Genomic DNA, 22,678 nt, shown 5'->3' with positions numbered 1-22,678 from the left:
TGTATAAGAGACAGTCCGGAACCGCGGGCCGCCGCCGCGCCGCCGGCCGAGATCCGCGGTCGACTCGACCCGGCCGGCACACCGGCGCGCGGAGTCGAGGACCTCATCCGGCAGCAGCTGGAGATCATGCAGCAGCAGCTGGCCGTGCTGTCGGGGGTGCCCTCCGGCACGCCGACGCCGACGCCGGTCGTCCCGGGGACGACGGCACGCCGCGCGACGCCCGTCTCCCGCAAGGTCGGCTCGTACAGCAACAACATCGAGCTCAGTCAGGACCGGCTCACCGACGAGCAGAGCGCGTTCATCCGCGACTTCGTGGCGCGGTACACCGCGAGGACACCCACCTCCAAGGTGTATGCCGGGCAGCACCGCGAGGTGTTGGCGGACTGGATCGCCTCGCTGAACTTCAACCCGAGTATCAAGGAGACGGTCTACCCGGTCGTGTCGGCCCGGTCGCGCGGGGCGACGTTCTGGGACGTGGACGGCAACGAGTACGTCGACACCGCGATGGGTTACGGCGTGCACTTCTTCGGCCACCAGCCCGACTTCATCCTCGACGCGATGCGGGACCAGCTCGACCGGGGCTACGAGCTCGGCCCGCAGAACATGGTGGCGGGTGAGGTCGCGGCACTGGTCCACGAGATGACCGGCGCGGAGCGGGTCGCGTTCTGCAACACCGGTACCGAGGCCGTGATGGTGTCGGTGCGCCTGGCCCGGGCCGTCAGCGGCCGGGACAAGGTGGTCAGGTTCCTCACCTCGTTCCACGGCAGCTACGACGCGGTGCTGGCCGAGGCCGACGGCGAGGAGAGCATTCCCACCTCGATCGGTATTCCGCAGTCGGCGGTCGACGACACGATCGTGCTCACCTATGGCAGCGCCGAATCGCTGGACCGTATCCGGCGGCACGGCTCCGAACTGGCCGCCGTGCTGGTCGAGCCGGTCCAGTCGCGCAACCCGACGTTGCAGCCCACCGAGTTCCTGCGGGAGCTGCGCGAGATCTGCACCGAGTACGGCATCGCGCTGATCTTCGACGAGATGATCGTGGGCTTCCGGATCGCGCTGGGCGGCGCGCAGGAGCACTTCGGCGTCGAGTCGGACATGTCGCTCTACGGCAAGCTCGTCGGAGGCGGGATGCCGATCGGCATCATCGCGGGCCGCAGCAGGTACCTCGACGCCGTCGACGGCGGCGCGTGGTCGGACGTGGACGACTCCAAGCCGGCGGTCCCCACGACGTTCTTCGCCGGGACCTTCTGCAAGCACCCGTTGACGATGGCCGCGTGCCGGGCCGTGCTGTCCTATCTGCGCGAGCACGGCGCCACCGCACTCCCCGCCGTCAACCGGCTCACCGCCGACTTCGCCCGTCGTGTGAACGACTACTTCGACGCGGAGGAGGTGCCCCTGAAGGTGACGCACTTCGCGTCGCTGTACAAGTACGAGACGGTCGTGCCGCGCGACATGGGGCACATGTCGTTGACGCTGAACCTGTTCTTCAAGCTCCTGGTGTTCCACGGCGTCTACGTGTGGGAACGCAGGACCGCCTACTTCTCGCTGGCGCACACCCGCGAGCATCAGGACCGCATCTTCGAGGCCATCCGCGCCAGCGTCGAGGCGCTGCGCGGTGGGGGGTTCGACTTCCGGCGGTCGACGTCGACCGCGCCGCGTGGCCTGCCCGTCGGCGCGCCCCGGGGCACCGATCTCACGCCGCTCGACCCCACGGCCGTGTCCGAGCAGGAGAAGCGGGTCTACGTGCTGTCGCGGATGCGCGGCGGTAACGAGGCGTACCAGATCCTGGCCGGCCTGCGTTTCGACGGCGCCCCCGACCGGGAGCGGCTCGCCGAGGCGTTCCGGGCGATCGCCGACAAGCACGAGAAGCTGCGCGGCTACTACGAGATCGACGCGACCGACATCAAGGCCCGCGTCGCGGCGGAGGTCACCCCGGAGTTCCACCTCTTCGACCACACGCGCGAGCCCGGACTGCGCGCCGAGGACGTCGTCGCGGTGATGAACCGGCCGTTCGACCTGGCGACGCCGCCGCTGTGGCGTTACGGGATCGTCGTCGACGAGGACGGCGTCCACCACCTGCTGCTCTCGCTGCACCACATCATCGCCGACGGCGGGTCGATCGACATCCTCCTCAACGACCTCGCCGAGCACCTCGGGCGCGGCGAGCTGAGCCCGGTGCGGTCCGACGGCTACCCGGCGTTCGTGCGGCAGCAGGCCCGCTCCGTCGGCCTGGCCTCCTACCAGGAACACCGGCGATGGTGGCTGCGCGAGTTCGAGACCGTCCCGCCGCCGCTGAGCCTGCCGACCGACTCCCCGTACCCGCTGGTCAACGACTTCCACGGGACGCACCACTACTTCCGCGTCGACGACGCGCTGCACCAGGCGGCGAAGGCGGTCATCGAGCGGCACCGCACCACCCCGTTCATCTTCTATCTGTCGCTGTGGTCGGTGCTGCTGGCCAACGCCGCCGACACCGAGGACCTGTGCGTGGGCGTCCCCCTGGACCAGCGGATCATCGGCACGTACGACGACACCGTCGGCATGTTCGCCCAGTCGCTGCCGCTGCGTATCCGTACCGCCTCGGACGCCCGTCTGCCGGACCTGCTCCACGCGGTGCGCGACACCAGCCTCGCCGCCGTCGAGCATTCGCCCTACTCCTACGACGTGCTGGTCCAGGAGTTGGACCTCGATCGGGACTTCGGACGCAACGCCCTGTTCGACGTGATGTTCACCTTCACCAACGCCCGCGAGCGCGTGCGGCGGTTCGGTGACGTGAGCGCCACGTCGGAGGACTTCGGGGTGCCCCGCTCGATGTTCGCGCTCGCCCTGGAGCTCACCGAACGCGACGGTGGCCTCTTCGGCGACCTGAACTTCTCCAGCGTCTACGGCGAGCGGCGGATGACCGAGTTGGCCGAGCAGTTCGTGCACCTGATCGCCCAGGTCGTCCGGGAGCCGGACCAGACGCTCGGGGAACTGTCCCGGTTGGACGACGAGACGCGGGACCGACTGTTGACCATGGGCACCGGACCGGTCGTGGTGGACATGCCGACCCTTGCCGAGGCGTTCGACACGGCGGTCCGCGAGCACGCGGAGCGGGCCGCGCTCCGGTTCCGTGGCGAGGAGGTCAGCTACGCCGAGCTCGCCGAGCGGGTGAACCGGTACGCCGGTCTGCTGCACGAGCACGGCCTCGGTCAGGGCGACCTGGTCGGGCTGCTGCTGCCGCCGACGCCCGAACTGGTCACGCTGATGCTCGCGGTCAACCGCATCGGTGCCGCGTGGCTTCCGATGGACGTCAAGGACCCGGCGAAGCGGCTCCGACTCGTGATCGACACGGCCGAGCCCACGAGGGTCGTCTGCGCCGAGGAACTGGCCGGCGCGGTGGGACTCGGTGACCGTGCGCTGCATCTGCCAGCGGACATCCCGGCCGGTCCGACGCCGCCGGTCGGGTCGCCGGGCGGGCCGGACGACCTCGCGTACGTGATCTTCACGTCCGGGTCGACCGGAACGCCCAAGGGCGTCACGGTCACGAACGGGTCGTTGGCGAACTTCCTCGTCGGGATGCCCGAGGCGCTCGGATGGGCGGATCGGAAGGTGGTGGGCTGCCTCACCACCCCGTCGTTCGACATCCACCTGCTGGAGACGCTGTTGACTCTCACCAGCGGCGGCACGGTGGTGGTGGCCGGTGAGTCGGAAATCCGTACGCCGGCGGACATCGCCGAGTTCGTCGCGGCCAACGGTGTCGAGTACCTCCAGATGACGCCGACCCGGTTGCGTCTGCTCTGCGCCGACCCCGATGCGGCCCGCGCCACGCTGGCGCGGCTGGACAAGCTCGTCGTCGGCGGTGAGGCGTTCCCGGAGGACCTGCTGCCCCGGTTGCGGGAGCACCGGTCGCTGGGTGTCCACAACGTCTACGGCCCGACCGAGACCTGTATCTGGTCCAGCGTCAAGGACCTCACCGGGGACGACGCCACGGTCACCATCGGTGTCCCGATCGCCAACACCACGATGTACGTGCTGGACGACAACCTCCGGCTGGTGCCGGAGGGAGTGACCGGGAACCTGTGGATCGGCGGGCTCGGTGTGTCGCCCGGGTATCTGCACCGGCCCGAGTTGACCCGCGAGCGGTTCCTTGCGAACCCGTTCGGGGACGGCAGGATCTATCTCAGCGGCGACCGCGCGCGATGGCAGGACGGCGAGCTCCACTGCCTGGGTCGGGTGGACGACCAGGTCAAGATCCGGGGCTACCGGGTCGAGTTGGGTGAGATCGAGCTGGCCATCACCGGGCACGAGCTGGTGACCGGCGCGGCGGTGATCGTCCAGGAGTTGCCGAGCGGCAGCCAGGTCATCCGCGCGTTCTACCAGGTACGCGAGGGCGGTTACCTGGCACCGGAGGCGCTGCGGAACTGGCTGACCGAACGGCTGACCGACTACATGGTCCCGGCGACCCTGGCCGTGGTGTCGGACATCCCCATGACCACGAGCGGCAAGGTCGACCGCACGGCGTTGGCGGCGCAGGCCGACGCCGGCCCGCCGGTGGAGCCGGGGCGTTCCGAGGAGCGCGGTGTCGGCGTCGCCCAGGAGTTGGTCACGGCCTGGCGCACGGTCCTCGGTGACATTCCGATCGGCGCCGACGAGAGCTTCTTCGACCTCGGCGGCAACTCGTTCAGTCTGGTCCTGCTGCTGGAGGAACTGCACCGGCAGTTCCCGGGCATGCTCGACGTGAGCGACCTGTTCGCGAACCCGACGATCGGCAAGCTCCGCAAGCTCCTGGAGTCCCGGCTCGCCGGACAGGACTCCGACGCGCTGCTGACCGGTTTCGGGGTACGCCTGCCCGAATCGTGGTTCACGCACGACGCCACCGCCGACGGCCGGGTCGAGGCCGCGCTGCCCGCGCGGACCAGGGCGACGTTGCGGCGGCTGCGGCAGAGCGGAGCGCGGGAGCCGGAGGATCTGGCCCACGTCGCGTTCGCCGTCGCCCTGCACAAGCTCGTCGGCACGGATGACATCTCGCTGTGCGTCCTGGACGACGACGCCCGGGTGACCGTGGTGCGGTTCGACTTCGCCGGCAAGACCGATCTGGCCGACGTGCTGGACGACTACCGGCGGCAGCGCGACCACAACGACCGGCTCGACCTGCACCGCTTCGTCGCCTGCCGGGGTGTCGACCGCACCGTCTCCGTGGCGTGCGGCAGCGCCCGGCAGTGGGAGGAGGTGGACGTCCTCCGCCACTTCGACATCGGGTACGCGATCGACGTCCTGGCCGACCCCGTCGCGGTCCAGATCGACCACGCCCGCGAGGTGGACTCCACGCGGGTCGAGCAGGTGATGGGCGGCCACCTGAAAGTCCTCGCAGTCCTGGGCCGGCCCGCCTCGAAGGAGAAGGTGCAGTCATGAAGGATCTCGTGATCGTGTTTCCGGGGCAGGGCTCCCAGTTCGCGGGCATGGGCAGGAAGTGGTTCGACGAGCACGAGAGCGTGCGGGACCGCTTCGGGCAGGCGTCCGACATCGTCGGGTACTCGCTGGCCGACCTGTGCTTCACCGCACCGCCCGCCGAGGTGACCAGGACCCGGCACGCGCAGGTCGCGTTGCTCGTGCTCAGCTACTCGATGTACGAGGTGATGGCCGCCGGGCGCAGGGTGCCGGTCTCGTACCTGACCGGCCACAGCCTGGGGGAGATCACCGCGTTGCTCGCGGCGGGCGCGCTGACGTTCGAGGACGCGGTACGCCTGGTCAAGGCGCGCGGTGAGGCGATGGAGAGCTGTGCGGCGGGCAGCGGCACCGGGATGATCGCCGTGGTGCGGATGCCGGCCGCCGACGTGGAGAAGTGCGTCGGGGACTTCAACGCGGCGGGTCACGACGTGCAGGTCGCCAACTACAACGGCGAGACCCAGACCGTGCTGTCGGGCAGCCTGGACGACCTGTTGGGCGTGACCGCCCACCTGGAGGACCGTGGGGCGCGGGTGATCAAACTCAACGTCGCCGGCGCGTTCCACAGCACGTACATGGCCGCCGCGCTGCCCGAGTACACCAGGGCGCTGGACGAGATCACGTTCGCGGAACCCGCCGTCCCGGTTTACAGCAACGTGACCGGCGAGGTGTACGAGAGCGCCGGGGCCATCCGGGAGGCGCTGGCCGTCCAGCTGACCAGCCCGGTGCGGTGGAGCGACATCATGGCGTCCCTGGTGGAGCGCAAGGCGGCGGTCTGGATCGAGGTCGGGCCGAAGCAGGTGCTGAAGAAGATGCTCACCGGTGCCGTCGGCTCGGGCGAGGTGTACAACCTGGACGAGGAGCCCGAGCGGGTCGGCGCGGTGCTCGACCAGCTCGTCGAGCTGAAGAAGCGCGAGCCGGGGCTGGTCGGGCTCTGCCTGGGAGCTGCGGCGGCCACCCGCAACCGGAACTTCGACGCCGACGAGTACCACAACGGCGTCGTCGTGTCGTACCGCAAGCTCCAGGAGCTCAGCAAGCTCGACCAGGAGTCGCTCTCCGACCGGCAGAAGCAGACCGCGTTGGACCTGCTGCTCACCATCATGGGAACGAAGCGGGTCCCCGAGGCCGAGCAGCGGGACCGGGTCGAGTCGATCGTGTCCCGGACCCGTGAGGTCGGCCTCCGGACGAACGCGGGGGCGCTCGCCACATGAGTTCCCTGCTCGATCTTGACGACCTGGACCTGACGGGACCCCCGGACGACGCCGACGTCCCCGTCACGCGCTCCAGTCCACGGCGGAAGGCCGAGCCAGTCGCCATCATCGGGATGAGCGGCCGGGTCGGCGAGGCGGAGAACCTCGACGCGTTCTGGTCGACGCTGCTGCGCGGCGAGGAAGGGTACCGGGACCTGCCGGAAGCCCGACGGGCCGACGTCGACGCCTACCTCGCCGCGCGGGGCGTCCGGCTGCCGATCGCGGCCGAGCGCTACTCCGGCGGCACCCGGCTGCCCAGCGTGTCCGAGTTCGACTACCGGTTCTTCTCGCTGTCCCGGCAGGAGGCCAAGTCGATCGACCCGAACCAGCGGATCTTCCTGGAGACCGCCTGGGCCGCGCTGGAGGACGCCGGTTACCTGAACAAGGACATCGGCGGCCGGAAGGTCGGCGTCTACGCGGGCATGTCGGCCGACTTCGGCGAGGACTACCGGGCGATGATCCAGGCGGTCAGCCCGGGGGCGCCCGAGATCGCGGTCGCCGGCAACATCAGGTCGATGATCGCCAGCCGGATCGCCTACCTGCTGGACCTGCGGGGACCGTCGCTGCTGGTCGACACGGCCTGCTCGTCGGGATTGGTGGCCGTGTACACGGCGTACCGCGCGATCCAGAGCGGCGAGTGCTCGATGGCGATCGTCGGCGCGGTCAAGACCGACCTGCTCCCGGTCGACGCCGACGATGAGTCCGGCATCGGCATCAAGGACATCCAGGACACGCTCTCCGAGGACCGGCGTACCCGGACCTTCGACCGCAGGAGCGACGGCACCAGCGCCGCCGAGGGCTGCGTCGTCTTCGTGCTCAAGTCGCTGGACCGGGCGCGGCGCGACGGCGACAACATCCACGCCGTCATCATGGGCGGCGCGGTGAACCAGGACGGGGCCTCCAACGGCATCACCGCGCCCAACGCCGACGCGCAGGCCGACCTCATCACCGAGGCACTCGCCGACTCCGGGGTCCGGGCCGAGCAGATCAGCTTCATCGAGGCGCACGGCACCGCCACCAGGCTCGGTGACCCCGTCGAGGTCAGCGGCATCCAGCGGGCGTTCTCCCGGCAGACCGACCGCAAGCAGTTCTGCGGCATCGGCACGGTCAAGACGTACATCGGCCACATGGACAACGCCTCCGGCCTTGCGGGGCTGGCCAAACTCGTCCTGTCGCTCAAGCACCGGGTCCTGCCGGCGAGCCTGCACTTCGAGGAGCCGAACCCGAACATCGCGTTCGCGCAGACGCCCGTGTTCGTCAACGACCGGACGGTGGCCTGGGCCGACGACGACCAGGAGACGTTGTTCGCCGGCATCAACAGCTTCGGGCTGAGCGGGACGAACTGCCACCTCGTGCTGCGCAGCGCGGACCCGGTCGGCGCACGGCCCGGCGGGGGCTCGCCGTCCTGCTTCCTGCTGCCGCTGAGCGCTCCCGACGCCCCGGGCCTGACCAGGCTCGCCGAGCGTTACCGCGAGGTCCTGGCCCGGCCCGAGACGGACCTCGCCGACCTCGCCTTCACCGCGTCGGTCGGCCGGTTGCACCATGGCGTACGCGCCGCGTTCGTCTTCGAGAACCGGGCGGAACTCGACGCGTTGCTGGCCCGGTTCCTCCAGGACGGCGACGTCGGTGCCGCAGGTCCGGACCTGAGCCGGGGCGCGTTCCGCCTGGTGCTGGAGCGTGGCGACAAGCGCGAGCCGCACGACCTGCTGCACTCCGAACACGACGAGCTGAACCGGGAGGCGGCGGCGACCGTCGGGGCGACCGACCGCGCCGCGCTGCGCCGGTTGGCGTCCCTCTACGCCCGTGGCGCGGAGGTCGACTGGCAGCGGGCCGCCCCGGCGGGCGCGCGCCGGACGTCGCTGCCGACGTACCCGTTCGCGCGGACCTCGTGCTGGATCGACGCCGTCGACCAGGCACGGCGGGGTCTGGTCGACGGCGCGGACGTGGTGCGCTCGCTGCACCGCGACATCGTGGTGTGCCGGCTGACCCCCGAACGCTTCTGGGAACTGGCCGAACACCGCATCCACGGGGTCAGCGTGCTGCCCGGAACCGGGCTGGTCGAGATGGTCGTGACGTCGGCGCGGCGGCTCGGCCTGGCCGAATCGGCGGTGACGCTGCGCAACGTCCTCTTCGCCACGCCGCTGGCGGTGGCCGACGGCGAGGAGAAGGAGGTGCACGTCATCTTCGAGAGCGCGGGCGACCTCACCGCCGTCACCATCGCCAGTCGGGGCGTCGACGGTGAGTGGGTGGAGAACGCCCGCGCCGACCTGGTCCGCGACGCCGTCGTCGAGCCGGTCGCGACGCTGGACGTGGAGGGCCTGCGGCGGCGGTTGGACCGGCCGCTGCGGGAGCCGGAGGGTTCCGATCACGCGAAGGGGCTGGACGTCAGCGAGCGGTGGACCGCGACGCTGGGCGCCGGGCACGCCGACGCGGAGTCGACCGAGCTGTTGTACGAGTTCGCGCTGCCGTCGCGGTACCGGTCCGAGCTGTCGGACTACGTCCTGCACCCCTCGCTGTTCGACACCGTCATCAACGCGCCGAGCAACGTCTACGACCAGGAACGGCTGTATCTGCCGTTCTCCTACGGGGTGCTGACCGTCCGCGACTCGCTGCCGGCCCGGGTGCTCGCGTACTTCCGTCGGCGGCCCGAGTCCGTGGCCGGTGCGCTGTACGCGTTCGACGTGACCGTGGTCGACCCGGCCGGCCGGGTGCTGCTGACGGTCGACAACTACTGCATCAAGTCGGCGGTCGACCTCGATGTGACGGGGTCCGGCGAGTACGGGTACGTCCAGACCTACCGTCGGGTCGCTTTGCCCGCGTCGCCACCGCAGGGCACCGGGACCGTGCTGCTCTGCGGAGACTTCGGCACCACGTTCACCGGCGTCCGGGATCACCTCGCAGCGTCCGGTTACGACTGCGTCCACGTGTCGGGTGTGGCCGACGCGGTCGGCGACGAGCGGCTGGGGGAGCGCCGCGAGTTCGCCTTCGGCGTGCTGGCCTGCCTCCCGGCCGAGGGCGACTCGCTGGCCGATGCCACCGGCGAGCCGGTCGAACGGGCACTGGGCCTGCTCAGGCTCATCTCGGAGCGGCAGGTCACGTTCGCCGACGGCCTGCTGGTCCTGACGCACAACGCGCTGGCGGTCACCGGTGACGAGTCCGCGCTGCACCCCGGGCAGGCCGGCCTGCTCGGCATGATGCGTGTCGCGGCCCTGGAGTACAAGGCGCTCGGGATCCGGTGTGTCGACAGCGACGAGGACACCGGGCCGGTGCTGCTGGTGGGTGAGGCCACCAGTGCCGATCGACCGCCGTTCCTGCTCTACCGCGACGGGCGTCCGTACGAGCCGCAGGTGAAGCGGCACCCGATCCCGTTGTCCGCCGGTGGACGGGCGCTGCCCGGTGACGAGCGGACGCCGCTGCCCGGCGGTGACGGGGTGACGGTCATGTCGGGCGGCACCGGTGACCTCGGCACCGCCGTGGCGCGGAACCTGATCCGGCGGGGCGTGCGTCGACTCGTTCTGCTGGGGTCCGACCGCGCGGCCGGCACCCGGCCGGAGTGGTCGGAGTTCGCGCGCGACCTGGACGTGTTCGAGGTGGTCCGGCTCGACCTGGGTGACCGGCAGGCGGTCGAGGCGATGGTGCGGGACCTCCGCGCGCGGCACGGCCGGATCTCCGGGGTGCTGCACCTCGCCGGGCGGCCCGGTGTCGGCTTCCTGTACACGAAGAACCTCGACGAGTTCATGGAGGTCTACCGGCCCAAGGCGCTGGGCGGGGTGCACCTGCACGAGGCGACCCTGGCCGATCGGCCCGACTACTTCGTCGCGTTCTCCAGCATCGCCGGGCTCCTGCTCAACCCGGGCCAGTCCGACTACACGGCGGCGAACCTGGTGTTGGACAGCCTGGCGCAGTACCGCGACCGCGAGCGGCTGCCCGGCCTGAGTGTCCAGTGGCCGGCGTGGCGCGAGATCGGCATCGCCCGGCGGATGGACGCGGCCGACGAGGACGAGTTGTTCCCGCCGCTGGACACCGCCGAGGCGGTGGACCTGCTCGACGCCCTGATGAGCGCCGGTGGGCACCCGGCGGCGCTCATGCCCGGCCGGATGAGGAGGACGACCCGGCAGGCGTCCCCGGACGCCGGGCGGAGCGCGGTCGGGCGTGCCGTCGAGTTGCACGGGCTCGCCGAGTTCGGCGACCTCGAACGGGGTGTCGCGCAGATCTGGGCGGAAGCGCTCGACCTCGACGTGCTCGACGCGTACGAGGACTTCGGTGACCTCGGCGGCAACTCGCTGCTGACGGCGCAGATGTTGAAGCTCTACGACGAGCGGTACCCCGGTCTGATGGACATCACGGACCTCTTCCGCCACACCACCGTCGCCGCTCAGGTGGCCTGCCTGAAGGCCAGGCTGCACCCGGACGAGCCGGCCACCGAAGGGCCGTCACCGGCCGCCGAGGCGGACGAGGGCGACATCGACAAACTGCTGGACCTGCTGGAACAGGGCGCGATCACGGTCGACGGCAGGCGGGGCCTTCTCGAGGGAACGGACACCAGATGAGCAGCGTGAAGGATTTCATCCTCGAGCAATTCGTCAACAAGCAGATCGACCGGGAGCGCACCAAGCGGCTGCTGCGCGAACTGTCCGAGGCGAACCTGCACGAGGACATCGCGGTCATCGGACTGGCCGGTCGCTTCGCCGAGGCCACGAACGTCGACCAGTTCTGGGACTTCCTCAAGGTGAGCCGGGACTGCATCCGGGACTATCCGCAGTCCCGCAAGGAGGACATGTACGACATCCTCCGCAACCCGTACTACGCGGAGGTCATGCTGGGTCGGCCGGTCGACGAGGCAGACCTCGACCGGCTCTACTCGGTGAGCGGTTACCTGGACCGGATCGACCACTTCGACTCGCGGTTCTTCGGCATCCCCCCGCTCGAAGCGGACTACATGGACCCGAACCAGCGCATCGCGCTCGAGGTGGCGTACGAGGCGCTGGAGAACGCCGGCTACGGCGGCGAGAGCGCGATCGGGTCGAGGACCGGGGTGTTCCTCGGCCGCGACCAGTCGAACTACTCCTACTACCGGATGTTCTCCGAGCGGCACCCGATGCAGCTCTCCGGCTCGTGGGAGGGGATGGTCGCCAGCCGCATCTCCTACCTGCTGGACCTCAAGGGCCCCTGCATCATGACCGACACCGCGTGCTCCGCCGGCAGCGTCAGCGTCCACCAGGCCATCCAGTCGCTGCTGCTCGGCGAGTGCGACATGGCCCTGGCCGGCGGCATCAACCTGTCCTCCGGCGGCGAGCCGAAGACCAGTTTCCTGTCCGGCGCGACGATGGACAACGTCGTCTCCGGCGACGACAGCGTGCGCACCTTCGACGCCCGCGCGAACGGCACGCTGTGGGGCGAAGGTGCCGGCATCGTGCTCCTCAAGCCGCTGAAGAAGGCGCTGGCCGACCGCGACCACGTGCGCGCCGTCATCAAGGCATCCGCCGTCAACAACGACGGCACGTCGAACAGCATCACCGCGCCCAACGCGCTGATGCAGGAGCGGGTCATCCTCGACGCATGGGCCAAGGCGAACGTGCCGGCGGAGACGATCACGTACGTGGAGGCCCACGGCACCGGGACCGTCCTCGGTGACCCGATCGAGGTCAAGGGGCTGACCAACGCGTTCCGCCGGCACACCGACCGCAAGCAGTTCTGCGGCATCGGATCCCTGAAGACCACGATGGGCCACATGGTGGCCGCCTCCGGGTCGGCCTCGCTGGCGAAGGTCGTCAGGTCGCTCGAATCCGGCCTGTTGGCGCCCTCGTCGAACTTCGACGTGCCCAACCCCTACATCGACTTCACCGACAGCCCGCTGTACGTCAACGACCGGCTCATGCCCTGGGACACCGACGGCGAACCCCGTCGGGCCGGGATCAGCTCGTTCGGCTTCATCCGCACGAACTGCCACATGGTGCTGGAGGAGGCGCCCCGCTACCGCGCCGCGCCGCAGTCGCGGGAGCGTTACTGCCTCACGGTCAGCGCCAAGACCGAGGCGGGCCTGACCGCACTCCTCGACGGGTACGCGGCCGTGCTCGCGGACAGCCCCTGGTCGCTCGCCGACATCTGCTACACGTCCAACACCGGCCGGGGTCACCACGAACACCGCGTGATGATCATCGCGGCGACGAAGGCGCAGTTGGCCGAGTCGGTCGACCGGCTCCGGCGGCACGGCCCCGGCACCGACGCGCAGCAGGGCATCCACCACGGCGTGCACGCCGTGGTCAGCGACAAGAGAGGCGATCTGCGTCCCGGCGACATCACCGCCCAGACCGGCAAGCGACTCTCCGACTCGGCCAACGCCACACTCGCCGAGTACCGCTCGCGGGGTGACGCCGCCGCCCTCACCGCGTTGGCCGACGCGTACGTCCGTGGCGCCCGCGTCGAGTTCGCCGAGTTCTACGCCGACGAGCCGCGTCAGCGGGTGCCCCTGCCCACCTACCCGTTCGAGAGGATCCGTCACTGGGCCAAGCCCATGCGCACGAGCGTGCGGAGCTTCGGCGCAGGCGAGACCAACCCCCTGCTGGGCACGGAGATCAGCCGCTCGGACAGCACGGTCGTGTTCGAGAACCGGCTGTCCGTCGACCGGCACTGGGTGCTCTCCGACCACCGCATCGAGCACCGGCCCGTGGTACCGGGAACGACGTACCTGGAGATGGCGCGGGCCGCGCTGGCCGCGGTGGAGAACACCGGCAGCATGCGGTTCGAGAACGTGTTCTTCCTCGTCCCCCTCGCCGTCGAGGAGGGGGAGGAGGCGACCGTGCGTACCCGGCTGGACCGGCTGGAGCGGGGTTACTCCTTCCAGGTGGCCAGTGCGCAGGAGGGCGAGTGGGTCACTCACGTCGAGGGTCGGATCAGCCCGCTGGGTGACGCCGACCCGTTGGCGTCGGTCGACATCGAGGCCCAGCAGGCCGCCGCGATCGAGGTGACCGACCCGTACCCCACCGAGACCGACACGGGCGTGTTCCAGTTCGGCGCGCGCTGGGACAACGTGCGGGCGGTGTGGCGACACGAAGCCGGTGCGTTGACCCTGCTGCGCCTACCGCAGGGCGTGCCGAGCGAGACGTTCGGGCTGCACCCGGCGAAGCTCGACAACGCGGTGAACCTCATCTCGCAGAACAGTGGCGAGACGTTCCTGCCGTACATGTACAAGAGCTTCGTGCTGCGCCGGCCGATGCCGGAGACGTTCTACTCGCTGATCCGTACCGTCCGCGACGACAGCGACGAGGGCGAGACCATCACCTACGACGTGGATCTCGTCGACGTCGACGGTGAGGTGTTCGCGCGCATCACCGACTACACGGTGAAGAAGGTCGACTGGCGGCGGTTCAGCCTGGCGGGACCGCGCCGCTTCCTCCAGGTCGAGTGGCTGTCGGTGCCACGGGTACCGGCCGACGCGGCCGGCGGCGAGGTGTGGGCGCCGGTGGTGCTGGACAACCCGGCCGGCCGGCGGCTGGTCGCCGCGGTCGAGGCGCAGGGACACCGGGTCGTCCCGTGTTACGTCGGCGAGCGGACCGACCAGGGTCGCCACGTGTTCGCCCTGCACGAGGACGGCGCGGGGCCGCTGGCCGAACGGCTGCGGCAGGAGGGGGTCGACGGCGTCCTGTTCGCCACCGACTTCACCGCGCCCGAGCACACCGACGAGGCGGCGCTCACCCACACGCAGCGGCGGGCGACCGGTGTGGACGCGCTGTTCGAGCTGTACCGCGCCTTCGTGGCGCACCGGGTCAAACTCGCCCGTGGTCTGAAGGTCCTCGGTCGACACGCCTGGCAGGTCGGACCCGGGGACGGTGTCACCGATCCGTACTCCGCCGCCACCGAGGCGCTCGCCCAGGTGGTCGGGCAGGAGCACCGGCATCTGCTGGTGGACGTGCTGGACGCGGGGGCGGACGTGGACCTGGACCTCCTCGTCCGGGAGTCGTTGGGCGGCGCGGGCGGCGTGCTGCGGGCGGTGCGCGGTACGCAGACCCACCTGCGGCGCCTGCGGTACGCCGAGGCGCCAGACGAGGCGGGCGAGTCGCCGTACCGGGGTGGGACGTTCGTGGTCACCGGCGGTGCGGGTGGCCTCGGCCTGAGCGTCGCCGAGGAGATGGTCCGCGAGGGCGCCGAGCGGGTCATCCTGCTGGGTCGCAGGCCCCTGGCCGAGGAGACCGCGCGGCGTGTCGAGAAGATCGTCGGTGCCGAGTACGCCCTGTGCGACGTGTCGCGGGAGGCCGAGGTGCGCGCGCTGGCCGCGCGTCTGCGGGAGGAGTCGGTCACCCTCGGCGGCATCGTCCACGCCGCGGGCGTGGCGGGTGACGGGTTCCTGGCCACCAAGCCCCGTCCGGCCTTCGACGCCGTACTGGCGTCCAAGGTCGACGGCAGTCTCGCCCTGACGGAGTTGGCGAAGGAACACCCCGGTGCGTTCCTGGTGTTCTTCTCGTCCATCACCGCGATCGTCGGCGGGCAGGGGCAGGGTGACTACTGCAGCGCCAACGCGTTCATGGACTCCCTGGCCGTGCGGGCGCGCGCCGAGGGCGTGCGCGCGCTGTCGATCAACTGGCCGACGTGGTCCGAGGTCGGCATGGCGGTGCGGTACGGGATCGGTGACGGCGACTCGCCGTTCCGCGCCCTCACCGTGAAGGACGGCCTGGCCTGGCTCGGCCACTTCCTGCGCGCCCCGGCCGACGGCGTCATCCCCACCCGGTTCGACCTCGGGGCGCTGCGCGAACAACTGGACGAGATGCCCTTCCTGCTCGACGAGGACGTCGCCGCCGCCGTCGCGCGGGCGGGCACGGGCGGGTCGCCCACCGACGGCGGGACGGCCGAGGTCCGTGTCGTCGGCCTGTCCGACCCGAACCAGACCCAGCTGAGGATCGGCGCGGTCTACGGCGCGGTTCTCGGCATGACGGAGGTCGACGCCCATGAGAGCTTCCAGGACCTCGGCGGGAACTCGCTGATGACGGCGCAGCTGTTGCAGAAGATCGAGGACGTCTATCCCGGTCGGATCGACATCGCCGACCTCTACTCCTACGCGAGCGTCGTCAGCCTCGCCGGCTACATCGACGAACGCGTCGCGGCGGAGTCCGGTCCGGCCGCGTCGGGCGCGGCGCACCTCGGAGAGATGGACCAGTCGCTGCAGGACGTCCTGGCAGAGATCGGCGACGCGGAGCTCACCACCATGTTCGCCGCCGAGACCGGCGGTGCGGGGAGGAACCAGGGATGACGTCGAACGCCGAGCTGAGGAAGGACCTGCTGCGGTACCTGCTCATGCAGGTCAAGCAGGAGGCGCTGGACGTCGACCGGGCGAAGGAGTTCATCCGGGCGATCGGAGACGAGGGCCGGGACGCCGACGACCGCGTCGCCGTCGTCGGTATGGCATGCCGCTTTCCCGGCGCGTCGGACAAGGAGCAGTTCTGGCGCAACCTGGTGGAGGGCAGGGAGTCGATCGGTGACTTCCCGCCGCTGCGCCTGGACGACCTGCGCCGCGTCGAGGGCGGCACCTCGGCCGTGCGCCGGGGCGGCTACCTGGACCGCATCGACCTGTTCGACGCGGAGTACTTCGGCATCCCGCCGCACGTGGCGACGCAGCTCGACCCGTACCACCGCAACCTCCTGGAGGTGCTGGTGGAGACGATGGAGGACGCCGGGTACGCCAAGAGCGAGCTGTACGGGTCGAGGACCGGCGTCTTCGTCGGCAACGATCACACGCACCGGCTGATCACGTCCTATCTGCCGTTCCTGTCGGAGCTGGACTTCGCGGCCATCACCGGCTCGTGGTCGGGCATCCTGGCCAGCCGGCTGTCGTACCTGCTCGACTTTCGCGGACCGGCCTCCGTCGTCGACACCGGATGTTCGTCCGGGCTGGTCGCGGTGGACGCGGCGATCAAGGCCCTGCGCAACGGCGACTGCGACACCGCGTTCGTCGCCGCCGTCAACCTGTTCCTGTCGCCGTCCAGCCTCGGCAACGAGACCGAGTCGGCCGGCCACCGGGTGCGGGCGTTCGACGCGGCGGCCGACGGCACGGTGTGGAGCGAGGGCGTGGCCGGGGTCTACCTCAAGCCGCTGTCGCGTGCGCTGGCCGACGGCGACCACGTCTACGGCGTGCTCCTCGGCAGCGCGGTCAACAACGACGGCCGCAGCAACGGCCTCACCGCCCCGAACGCGCAGGCGCAGAAGAACCTGCTGGTCAGCGCGTGGAAGCGGGCCGGGATCGCGCCGGAGTCGGTGTCCTACATCGAGGCCCACGGCACGGGTACCACGCTGGGTGACCCGATCGAGGTCAAGGGTCTGACCAGCGCCTTCGCCGAGTTCACCAGCCGCCGGCAGTTCTGCGCGATCGGCTCGGTGAAGACCAACATCGGCCACACCGTCGGGGCCGCGGGACTGGCGTCGCTCATCAAGACCCTGTTGTGCCTGGACCGTCGAACCATTCCGCCGTCGATCCACTTCGACGTGCCGAACGAGCTGCTCGACCTGGCCAACGCCCCGGTCTACGTCGCCGACCGGCTCACCGAGTGGGAGCAGGGCGACACCCCGCGTCGGGCCGGCGTGAGCAGCTTCAGCCTGAGCGGGACGAACTGTCACGTCGTGCTGGAGGAGGCGCCCGCCCGCGCGGCGGTGCCCGCCCCGGCATCGCCGCCGCAGGTCTTCCCGATCTCGGCGCGTACCGAGGACCTGCTGGCGCGCACCGCGGCGCGGCATCTGGAGCACCTCGACCGTCATCCCGAACTCCGCCTGGCCGACGTGTGCTTCACCCTGCAGGTGGGCCGCGAGCACCAGGCCGTGCGGGCGGCCATCCTGTGCGAGAGCCGGGCCGGTCTGCGCGACGGGTTGCTGCGGCTGCTGCGCCCGGAACAGGTCGACGACTCGCCGCCGGTGGACGGTGCCGTCGTGCTGCGCGAGGACGCCCCGGCCCGGTCCGGCGGCACGCCCGGTCACCTCCGCGACGCGGTCGCCGCCTTCCTGGCCGGTCGCACGCGGCCGTTCGCCGGCCTCCACCGGGACGCGGACGTGCGGCGGGTGCCGATGCCACCCCAGATGTTCCAGCGCGTCCGCCACTGGGACGAGACGGTCCGGGCGCAGCCGGCTCCCGGCGAGGAGAGGTCGGCACCGGCGGACCCGGTCGACCGGCTCCGGGGCATCCTGTCCCGGCCGCCGCACCTCGAAGGGCTCCGGGAGTCCGACGCTGACGCGGTGCCCCGCACGGTGATCGCCGGGGTGTGGTCCGGCATCCTCGGTTACCCGACGATCCGTGGCGCGGACGACTTCTTCGCCCTCGGCGGCGACTCGATCTCGTCCGTGAAGATCACGCAGTTGCTCAACGCGGTGCTCGACGTCGAGATCCCGCCGACCACCCTGCTGGCGAAGCCGACGTTCGACGAGTTCGCGGACGTGGTGATCCGGGTCCACGGGGTGGACGAGCACCTGGTCCGGTCGCGGCTGAGCGGGGCGGCCCGCCGCCCGGCGCACGCGGAGCACGTGGTGGAGTCCTACGAGCTGCCGCTGACCGCCGCGCAGCGCAGCATGTTCGTCTCCAGTCAGGTCGACGAGGAGTCGGTGACGTACAACGTCAGCGGCCTGACGATCCGCTCCGGCACGCTCGACATCGGCGAGCTGGAGGCGTGGCTGCGCGTCCTGGTGCGACGGCACGACAGCCTCCGCTCGACGTTCCATCTGCGGGACGGGGAACCGTTCCAGCGGGTGCACGCGGAGGTGCCGGTCGCGGTGGAACACCGCCGGCTCGGTGCCCTCCCGCCAGGTGAGAGCCACGAGAGCGCGGCCCGCCGGGCGATGCGGCTGTTCGTGCGTCCGTTCCGACTCGACAGCGCCCCGTTGTTCCGCTTCGGCTACTTCGAGTTCGACGACGGCGTGTCGTGCGTGGCGATCGACATCCACCACATCATCACCGACGGCACGTCGATGGGCATCCTGTTCCGGGACCTCGGCGCCGTCGCGGACCGGGCCGCGCTGCCGCCGTTGCCGGTGAGCTACCGGTCGGCGATCCGTGGGCTGCTGGAGCGGCAGAACAGCGCCGGCATGGCGGCGCACCGCGACTACTGGGTCGCCCGGTTCGCCGACGGCGCGCCGACGCTTCAGCTCACCACGGACTGGCAGCGGGCGGAGGTCGCCACGGCGGCGGGCGCGACGCTCTTCGCGTCCGTGGACGGCGAGACGCTGGAGGCCGCCAAGCGGTACGCCCGCCACCACAACCTCACCCTCTACATGGTGCTGCTGGGCGTGTTCCAGCAGGTGTTGTCCCGGCTGAGCGGACAGGGTGACGTCGTGATCGGCGCGCCGGTGATGGGCCGGCCCGACCTGGCCTACCAGGATCTCGTGGGCATGTTCGTCACCACGCTGCCCATCCGGGTCACCGCCGCGCCCACGACCGGCGTCGGCGACTTCCTCACCGGCCTGCGGACCACCCTGCTGGAGGCGTTCGCGCACCAGGAGTACCCGCTGGAGTCCCTGGTCGAGGAGCTGAACCCGCCACGGGTGCCGGGCCGCCGGCCGCTGTTCGACGTCTGCTTCGTGCACCAGAACACCGACATGGGTCTGGAGCCCGACGACGAGCGGATCCTCCCGTTCGACGACGGCAGCGCCAAGTACGACATCACCCTGAGCACCCGGGAGGCCGACGGCGCGCTGCTGCTGGAGTGGGAGTACTCCACCGCACTGTTCCGCGAGGAGACCATGGCGCTCTACTCGGAGCGCTACGCGACGCTGCTCCGGTCCTTCCTCGCCGCCGCCGACGGCACGCCGGTGGGCACGCTCGACCTGATCCCCGTCCGGGAGGCCGAGCTGATCCGGACGTTCGCGACGGTGCCCGCGCCGACGCCGGACACCCGCAGCATCGCGCGACTGTTCGAGGAGCACGTCGCCGCCGATCCCGGCCGCACGGCGCTGATCGCGGACGACCGGAGCCTGACGTACGGGGAGCTGAACGCCAGGGCCAACCGGATCGCGCACGGTCTGGTCCGGCTGGGCGTGGCCCCCGGCGCACCGGTGGCGCTGCTGCTGGACCGTTCGATCGACATGGTCGCCGCCATCCTCGGTGTGCTCAAGGCGGGGTGCTTCTACCTTCCGCTGAACACCGACTTCCCGTCCGAGCGGCTGCGGGTCATGGTCGAGGACGCGGGGGCCGGTCTCCTGCTCACCTCCGACGCGCGCAGCGGGCAGGCGGCGGAGCTGGTCTCCGAACGGCTCCGGATCGTCGGCGTCCACCAGCTCGCGGAGTCGACGGCCGAGCGCGGGAACCCGGGGCTGCCGGGCAGCAGCGCGGACGAGGCCTACATCATGTACACCTCCGGGACCAGCGGTGCGCCGAAGGGGTCGGTGATCCGGCAGCGGAGCGTGCTGCGCGTGGTCCACCAGTCGGTCTGCTACGCCGCTGATCCGAGCGACGTCTTCCTCATGATCTCGGACTACTCGTTCGACGGCTCCATCTACGACATGTTCGGGGCGCTCACCAACGGCGCGTCGCTGGTGTTGCTGGACAAGGCGTCCGTGCTGGACCTCGACCGGCTCGGTGCCGCGATCGAGCGGCACAAGATCACCAGCTTCTTCATCACCACGGCGATGTTCAACGCGCTGATCGACCACGCGTCGGACTCGCTCGGCGGCGTCCGCAGGGTGATCTTCGGCGGCGAGATCGCCTCACCGGCGCATGTCCGGCGGGCGTTCGAGCTGCTCGGGCCCGGCCGGATCAGCCACGCCTACGGCCCGACGGAGACCACGGTCTTCGCGACCATCCACCGCCTCGACGTGTGGGACGCCGACGACGCCCTTCCGATCGGTACGGCCGTCAACGACACCTCGCTGTGGGTGCTCGACGAGCGGTTGGAGCCGGTGCCGGTCGGCGTCAACGGCGAGCTCTACATCGGTGGATCCGGCCTGTCCGACGGCTACCTGAACCAGCCCGAGATGACGGCCCAGCGGTTCGTGTACTCGCCTGCGGTACCGGGGGAGCGGCTCTACAGGACCGGCGACATCGTCACCTTCAAGACCAACGGTCTGCTCTACTACACCGGCCGCCTCGACCAGCAGATCAAGCTCAGGGGCTACCGCATCGAGCTGGCGGAGATCATCCAGGTCGCCCTGAACGAGCCCTTCGTCCGCTGGGCGCACGCGGGACTGTACGAGACCACCGAGGGCAGCCGGAGTCTGTGTCTCTGGGTCGGGTATCTGGACGACCAGGACCACGGGCCGGCGCTGCGGGCGGCCCTGTCCCGACGGCTGCCCGACTACATGGTGCCGTCCTTCATCGTCAGGGCCGACACGGTTCCGCTGAACGCGAGCGGGAAGGTCGACGTGGCGGCGCTGCCGAAGCCCGACTTCACGGCGGGGGCGACGGCTGTGGCACCGGAGACCGACTCGCTGCGCGTGGTCGCCGACGCGTGGCAGCACGTGCTCGGTGTGCCGGTGGAGGACATCGACGCCGACTTCTTCGCGCTGGGCGGCGACTCGATCAAGGCGATCCAGATCGTGGCCCGGCTCCGCGAACAGGACATCACGATCCGGGCGGCGGACCTCCTCGGCAACGCGACCATCCGGTCGCTGGAGGAGAAGCTGTCCGAGTCCGCCGGCGCCGGGACCGGAGTGCGGGTGTACGACCAGAAGCCTCTCTCGGGACCGATCACGGCGAGCGCGATCCAACTGGCGTTCCTCGACGACCCGGAGGCCCGCAACCGGGTCTTCAACCAGTGCCTGCTGGTCACGACGGCCGAGCCGGTGTCGCTGGATCGGCTGGTACACGCGGTGCAGCGGCTCGTGCGCCAGCACGACATGCTCCGCGTCGAGGTCGACGAGCAGGGTGCTCTGGTCCTGCGTGACGTCGACGCCCTGGGGCTCGTCCACGGTGACCAGCCGCCGGCCGGTCTCTCCGACGAGGCCCTGGCGGACTACCTGCGGACGGTCCAGGCGCGGGTCGACGTGCGCGGTGGCCCGGTCGTCAGCCTCGCCGCCGGGCTGGGGGAGGGGGGCGTGCAGTTCGCCATCGCCATCCACCACCTGGCCGTCGACGTGGTGTCGTGGGGCGTCCTCTTGGAAGACCTGGCCACCTGCCTCGCCGACCCGGACGCCGAGCTGCCCGCCAAGACCATGCCGTTCCCGGCGTGGACGAGCGAGGTCAAGCAGCGCGCCGAGGACGGCGGCCTCCGTGCCCAGTTGCCCTACTGGCTCGACCTGGCGCGCAGCGCTGGTGCGGCGGGCGAGGTGTTCGTCGAGCGTGACGTGAAGCGGTCCGAGACCGCCTCGACGGTGGTGCGCCTGACCGAGACCGACGACTTCGCCCTGTTCGACGCCGCACGGAAGGCGCACGGCGCGAGCCAGGTGGAGACCCTCCTCACCGTGGTGGCACGGGCGTTGGCCACCGTGACCGGCGAGCAGCGGGTGCTGTTCACCCTCGAAGGGCACGGCCGCGAACCCATCGCGGGTGACCACGAACTCAGCCGGACGGTGGGCTGGTTCACCAGCACCTTCCCGCACCTGGTGCAGGTGGAGCAGAGTGTGGCGGACACCGTGGACACGGTGCGGCGGTCGTTCGAGCGACTGCCGGACAAGGGTGCCGGCTTCGGCCCCCTGCTGCGCTTCGACACCGGCCTGGACGCGGAACGGGCCGTGCTGACCGCGGTCCGGCCGCAGATCGGCTTCAACTACCTGGGCGGTCAGGACAGCGCCGACGGCATCACCTTCACCCACCTCCCGCTGGACATCACCACCGACGGGGAACACCGCTCGCCGTACGCCCTCGACATCGTCGCCTCCCGCAGCGGGGGTGAACTCCTGATCGAGGTGCGGTACCCGCGCGCATGGGAGGCGAGCGGCGTCGCCAAGCAGATCATCGCGGCCCTGGACGAGTCGTTCCACGAGGTCCGGGACGCCCTGAGGTCCGGTGAGCCGAGAGGCTTCCAGGTCTCCTCGCCGATCCGTCAGGACGTGCTCGCCGACATCCTGCTGGACGTCGAGGGCGGGATCTGACGGTG

The 22,678-nt window shown here is 70.6% G+C and carries 5 protein-coding genes; all 5 read left to right on the top strand.

Annotated features, from left to right (window positions below):
- The first annotated feature begins 126 nt into the window (after window positions 1–126).
- The 5 genes from EYA84_RS04285 to EYA84_RS04265 are packed head-to-tail and all read left to right on the top strand — an operon-like array spanning window position 127 to window position 22,673.
- Entirely contained in the window at window positions 127–5,394 is a 5,268-nt protein-coding gene (locus EYA84_RS04285) for a non-ribosomal peptide synthetase (protein WP_236145588.1), read from the top strand.
- On the top strand, window positions 5,391–6,638 hold the full coding sequence (locus tag EYA84_RS04280; protein WP_131051690.1) for an ACP S-malonyltransferase: 1,248 nt from the start codon (window positions 5,391–5,393) through the stop codon (window positions 6,636–6,638). The genes EYA84_RS04285 and EYA84_RS04280 overlap by 4 nt, the downstream gene beginning before the upstream one ends.
- Window positions 6,635–11,227 (top strand): SDR family oxidoreductase, encoded by a 4,593-nt coding sequence (locus EYA84_RS04275; protein ID WP_131051689.1) that lies wholly within the window; start codon window positions 6,635–6,637, stop codon window positions 11,225–11,227. Before EYA84_RS04280 ends, EYA84_RS04275 begins: the two co-directional genes overlap by 4 nt.
- On the top strand, window positions 11,224–15,921 hold the full coding sequence (locus tag EYA84_RS04270; RefSeq protein WP_131051688.1) for an SDR family NAD(P)-dependent oxidoreductase: 4,698 nt from the start codon (window positions 11,224–11,226) through the stop codon (window positions 15,919–15,921). Before EYA84_RS04275 ends, EYA84_RS04270 begins: the two co-directional genes overlap by 4 nt.
- Complete coding sequence (locus EYA84_RS04265) at window positions 15,918–22,673, top strand: non-ribosomal peptide synthetase (RefSeq protein WP_131051687.1); 6,756 nt, start codon at window positions 15,918–15,920, stop codon at window positions 22,671–22,673. The genes EYA84_RS04270 and EYA84_RS04265 overlap by 4 nt, the downstream gene beginning before the upstream one ends.
- The last annotated feature ends 5 nt before the right edge of the window (window positions 22,674–22,678 follow it).

It is taken from the genome of Verrucosispora sp. SN26_14.1 (assembly GCF_004307965.1).
Lineage (GTDB): Bacteria > Actinomycetota > Actinomycetes > Mycobacteriales > Micromonosporaceae > Micromonospora.
This window is presented reverse-complemented; position numbering and strand designations above follow the sequence as displayed.